Raw genomic sequence first — 4,950 nt, 5'->3', positions numbered from 1 at the left:
CCGAGCCTTTGCAGCCAAAGCCGCCGCCCACGAACGGACAGATCACGCGCACGTCTTCGTCGTCCAGACCCATGATTTTCGCCACGGCGCTGCGTGCGCCCGAGACGCCTTGGGTCGCGTCGTAGAGCGTGAGCTTCGGGCCGTCCCAGCGAGCGAGCGTGGCGTGCGGCTCCATCGGATTGTGATGTTCGTACGGCGTGGTGTAGACCACATCGAGACGATTCGGCCCTTGCCGCAGGCCGGCATCGATGTCGCCACGCTGGGTGTCGATCGGCCTTCCCATCATCTTGGCCGGCCGATACGCGGTGCCGAGCGCGCGTTGAAAGTCGGCGTTTGGCGGCGCGGCTTCGTAGCGTATCGATGACTGGAGCTGGCGAGCGCCTTCGGTCGCGCGCTCCAGCGTATCGGCGACGACCACGGCAACCGGTTCATTGCTGTACCTGACCTCGTCGGTTTGCAGCAGCGACAACCTGCGCACGGCCGGTGGCTCCGCACTCGGGTTGCCGCCGTTGGGCAGGCGCATCGCGGTTTCGTGCGTCATCACGAGCAGTACGCCGGGCATCGACTGGACGCGATTCGTATCCATCGACACGACCCGGCCATGTGCAATCGTGCTGGTCACGAGTACCGCGTGCGCTAGCTTGGCTTCGGGGTTGTCGGCGGAATATCTGGCCTGGCCCGTTACTTTTAAAAGCCCGTCGGTGCGATCGAGCGGTTCGCCGAGAACACTCATGTCAAGCCTCCTGCGGTTGCGACCGCGCGAACGATCGCGCGCTGGGCCAGTTCGATCTTGAAGTCATTGTCGCCATAACTTTTCGCATCGCGCACGGCAAGGGCGGCCGCTTGTTGCAGCGTGGCGCGCGAAAGGGGCTGGCCGGTGAGCATCTGTTCAGTTGGACCTGCCCGCCACGGCTTGTGCGCGACGCCGCCCAGCGCAATGCGGGCGGTCGTTATCGTGTTGCCGTCCATCTGCAGCGCGGCCGCGACCGATACAAGCGCGAACGCATAACTGGCGCGATCGCGAACCTTCAAATAATGCGAGTGCTGCGCGAAAAGGGGCGGCGGCAGGTCGACCGATGTGATCAGCTCGCCCGGTTGCAGCGTGGTATCGAGTTCGGGATGATCGCCCGGCAGCCGATGAAACTCCGCGAACGCAATCACGCGCTCACCCTTGGGGCCGCTCACCCGCACGAGCGCCTCGAGCGCGGCCAGCGCCACGTTCATGTCGGACGGGTTCGTCGCGATGCACTGGTTGCTCGCGCCGAGAATCGCGTGAATCCGGTTGTTGCCTTCCATCGCCGCGCAGCCGCTGCCGGGCGAGCGCTTGTTGCATTGGGGAAAGCCGGTGTCGTAGAAGTAGTAGCAACGCGTACGCTGCATGAGGTTGCCGCCGACCGTCGCCATGTTGCGCAATTGCGCCGATGCCCCCGCGAGAAACGCTTCGGACAACAACGGATATCGCCCGCGCACCCACGCGTGATTGGCCGCGTCGCTATTGCGGACCAGCGCGCCGATTCGCAAGCCACCGTCGGGCAACTCGCTGACCGTGTCGAGACCGGCGATGTGCGTAATGTCGACGAGCTTCACAGGCTTCGCCACGCCGCCTTTCATCAGGTCCAGCAGGTTCGTCCCGCCGCCGATAAACACAACGCCCGGCTGTTGCGCCGCCTTGATCGCCGCGCCTGCATCGGCGGCGCGTTCGTATGAAATGGCATCCATGGCGCGCTCCTAGACCTGGCCGGTCGCGATCGTCTTGATCGCGGCGACAATGTTCGGATACGCGCCACATCGACAGATATTGCCGCTCATGCGTTCGCGGATTTCATCGTCGGAGAGTTGCGGCGGTCGATAGCGGACGTCGGCAGTGGCCGCGCTTGCATTGCCGGCGCGAAATTCATCGATCAACGCGGTGGCCGAACACAGTTGGCCGGGCGTACAGAAGCCGCACTGGAACGCATCGTGTTTGATGAACGCCTGCTGGATCGGGCTCAACGTCTGGCCCTGCGCCAGACCCTCGACGGTGATGATCGAATCGCCTTCGTGCATCACGGCAAGCGTCAGGCACGAGTTGATGCGCCGGCCATTCGCGATCACCGTGCAGGCTCCGCATTGACCGCGATCGCAACCTTTCTTCGTGCCTGTGAGAGCGGCGTATTCACGCAGCGCGTCGAGTAGCGTGGTGCGTGCCTCGAGTTGCATTTCGTAAGGACGGCCATTGATCGTCAGCCTGAGCGACGTCAGCGGCGCAGCCTTCGACACGGAGGGCTCCGGCGCGGTGGGCGTGCCTAATGGTACTCCCGGCGGTACTTCCGGCACTTCCCGAGGCGCTTGCTGGGCATGAACTAGCGGGGCGGCTGACACGGCGGCGGCTGCCGCTGCGGATTGGAGAAACCGGCGCCGGGACGCCAGTGGCACTACTTCTGGAATGATCGTTGCGGCAGGGGACTTTGGCTTCGGCATGGCGATGTGAAACTCCTCGCTCGGGCAGAGTGGGCGCTGCGTTGGCTGAGGCGTCGGGGCTGACGTGTCTGGGCTACAAGCGGCGCGCGCCGTTTCATGTCCTTTGTCTGGCATGGCCGGAGGATCACAAGTGACGCGACATGGAACAAGCAAGTTGGATGCCATCGCCTGCGAGAGCGGCGGATCGGCGATGACCCGTGCATGTAGCAGGTAGCGACTACATTCGCGTGTAAATTCGCTGTGAGGCTTGCTGGGCGCCTTTCAGCGGTGAAAGGCGGAATGGCGAAAGCACTAAAACACAAACGGTGCGACCCGGCGTCTTCAACGCCCCGTCGCACCGCCTAGGACTCCATACCGCTACATTCAAAGATCCGACGGATACGGCGCCTTTAGCCACTTTGTCGACAGCTTGTTCAGGGTGCCGTCCGTCTTGGCCTTCAAGACAGCCACATCGATTTCCTTAAGCAAGGCGGTCTCGCCTTTATTCACCGCGACGTGATCCGGCGAGCTGAAGAGTTCGAATTTCTGCTCGGGCGCGATCGGCGGGTTGCGAGCAATGATCGTCGCGCCCACATCGTTGCCGACGACCATCAGTTGCACCTGGCCCGAAAGGAACGCGGAGATGGCGCCATTGGGGTCGTCGAAGCGTTTGATGGTCGCGTCCGGCGGCGCGACTTTCGTTATGCTCAGATCTTCCAGCGTACCGCGCGCGACTGAAATCGTTTTGCCGGCGAGATCCTTTTCATTCTTCACGGACAAGGATTTGGGCCCGAACACCGCGAGATAGTACGGCGCGTAGGGACGCGAGAAGTCGAGCACTTTCTCCCGCTCCGGCGTCTGGCCGACGCTCAATAAAATATCGGCTTTATGCGTGGCGATATACGCCATGCGGTTCTCGCCGGTGATTGGCACCAGTTCAACCTTGACCTTCATGGCTTTGGCCAGGTAATCGGCCATGTCGATGTCGTATCCCTGCGGCTTCATATCCGTTCCGATAGAGCCGAACGGCGGGTAGTCCATGAACACGCCTACGCGCAGGACGCCGCTTTTCTGCACGGTATCGAGGGCATCGGCGTGAACGGGTGCGCTCAGGAACGGCGCAGTCAGGGCGGCGGCCACTAAGAAGCGCCGGGCGAGGCTGGAAACGCGGATGGTCATGATCGTGGCCTTGAAGTAGTTATGCAGTGCACTTTAGGCAGTCCAAAATCCCGAAACAATCGAAAAATGCTCATGCCAGCCATGAGCACACGGCATGGCTGGCGCCGATTTGATCGTTATTTGATCAGGGCCAGCGCGCTGCGGAACTGCGGGTGGCGGCAGCTTTCGAGCCAGCGGAAGATCACGGTTTCCGTTGCGACCGGAAACGCGTGTTCACATTGGGCACGCGCCAGGGCGGTCGCCTTGTTTTCCGGCGCACGCGAGCCAATCGCGTCGGCGATCAGTTCGACCGCGTAACCCAATCGCCGTAGCCCGATCACGGTCAGCAAGACACACACGTGCGCTTCGCAGCCGGCAACCAGGAGAGTCGTTTTCTTCGATGGCAGCGCCGCCACGAACTTTGCGCTTAGCGTCGCATCGAACGTGTCCTTCTCGATCACCGAGTGGCGGCGCTCGCCCGTCAGGGCTTCCGAAGTGGGCCCAAGTCCGCGCGGATTTTGCTCGGTGAAAAGCACGGGAATGTCGAGCAGATCGGCTGCTTTCACGAGCGTCGCGCAATTTTTCAGCACGGCCGCGCCGCCGTCGATATGCGGCAGCAACTTCGCCTGCATATCGACGACCAGCAGCAAGGTATCAGGCGTCACTTTCCATGATCCGGTCGATTAGCCGCGCGTTTTCTCCCGCTGATCCAATGCCGGCATGCTTGGCCATCGGAACAAAGAAATGCGTGCCGATGTTGGGCAGGTTCGCGTTGTCGAGCCAGCTCGTGAAATAGCGCGAGAGACGTTGAGCGGGCGCATCGAGTTCGCTACGCAACGTGGCTGGCAACTGTTCGAGATAGCGGGATTCCGTCTGATAGGGCTCGGGCGCGATGCATAGCGCGTCGGGCCTGCCGGCGGAATCAGGCGGAAGGCGTCTCAAGGCCTCGTGCAGCAGGACAATGCCCAGGCCCTCGCCACGCCATGGCCTGCGAACTTCCCACGTGCTGACATATACCACCCGATGTTCGTTGAACACGCTGCACAGGCCCTCCGGCCCGAGCGCCTCGGTGGCCGCGAGCGCGATGGAAAGCATTTCGCCCGAATAAGTATCGAGGATGTACACGAGGTCGGCGCTGCTTTGAATGGGCGGCACTTTCACGAGCTTCAATTCAACGGCCGCCACAACAATATCCGTCCCTGCCTCGTGGAAAACGGCGAACGCGGTGCCGAGCCGTTCGTCGTCGACTTGCGGATACTCGTGGCGGTAGGTCATGGTGAGCAGGAACCGTCCCACTTTCTCGCGATACGCAAGCGGCTTGTCGACGTCGTAATCCCGCGTGCCTTCAAGGCC

General features: G+C 62.3%; 5 protein-coding genes and 1 pseudogene. All 6 read right to left on the bottom strand.

From position 1 onward, the window contains the following. A partial coding sequence (locus WCA53_RS34065) for a xanthine dehydrogenase family protein molybdopterin-binding subunit (protein WP_423922575.1) occupies positions 1-733 on the bottom strand: 733 nt, incomplete at its 3' end. After that, positions 730-1,719, bottom strand: coding sequence for an FAD binding domain-containing protein (locus tag WCA53_RS34060; protein WP_423922572.1), 990 nt, complete (start codon positions 1,717-1,719; stop codon positions 730-732). The genes WCA53_RS34065 and WCA53_RS34060, both read right to left, overlap by 4 nt. 9 nt (positions 1,720-1,728) lie before the next feature. Continuing rightward, a complete protein-coding gene (locus WCA53_RS34055) occupies positions 1,729-2,460 on the bottom strand; it encodes a 2Fe-2S iron-sulfur cluster-binding protein (protein WP_423922569.1) in 732 nt (243 codons plus the stop codon). A 363-nt stretch (positions 2,461-2,823) separates the two neighbouring features. Next, positions 2,824-3,618, bottom strand: a complete 795-nt coding sequence (locus WCA53_RS34050) for a transporter substrate-binding domain-containing protein (protein ID WP_423922565.1) — start codon at positions 3,616-3,618, stop codon at positions 2,824-2,826. 116 nt (positions 3,619-3,734) lie between these two features. After that, positions 3,735-4,262 carry an isochorismatase family protein gene (locus WCA53_RS34045; RefSeq protein ID WP_423922561.1) on the bottom strand — a complete coding sequence of 176 codons (528 nt, stop codon included), beginning with the start codon at positions 4,260-4,262 and terminating at the stop codon, positions 3,735-3,737. After that, positions 4,252-4,950 (bottom strand): annotated as a pseudogene (locus tag WCA53_RS34040) (inositol monophosphatase); the annotation flags it as partial. The pseudogene WCA53_RS34040 and the gene WCA53_RS34045, both read right to left, overlap by 11 nt.

The sequence above is a fragment of the Caballeronia sp. genome (assembly GCF_049581465.1).
Classification (GTDB): Bacteria; Pseudomonadota; Gammaproteobacteria; order Burkholderiales; family Burkholderiaceae; genus Caballeronia.
Note: the sequence above shows the minus strand (reverse complement) of the source record. Positions and strands in the feature narration are given on the sequence as shown.

What these genes read in the sequence shown, in the direction of transcription:
- WCA53_RS34060 (WP_423922572.1), bottom strand. Translation starts at nt 1,719, where the DNA reads ATGGATGCCATTTCATACGAACGCGCCGCCGATGCAGGCGCGGCGATC.
- WCA53_RS34055 (WP_423922569.1), bottom strand. Translation starts at nt 2,460, where the DNA reads ATGCCGAAGCCAAAGTCCCCTGCCGCAACGATCATTCCAGAAGTAGTG.
- WCA53_RS34050 (WP_423922565.1), bottom strand. Translation starts at nt 3,618, where the DNA reads ATGACCATCCGCGTTTCCAGCCTCGCCCGGCGCTTCTTAGTGGCCGCC.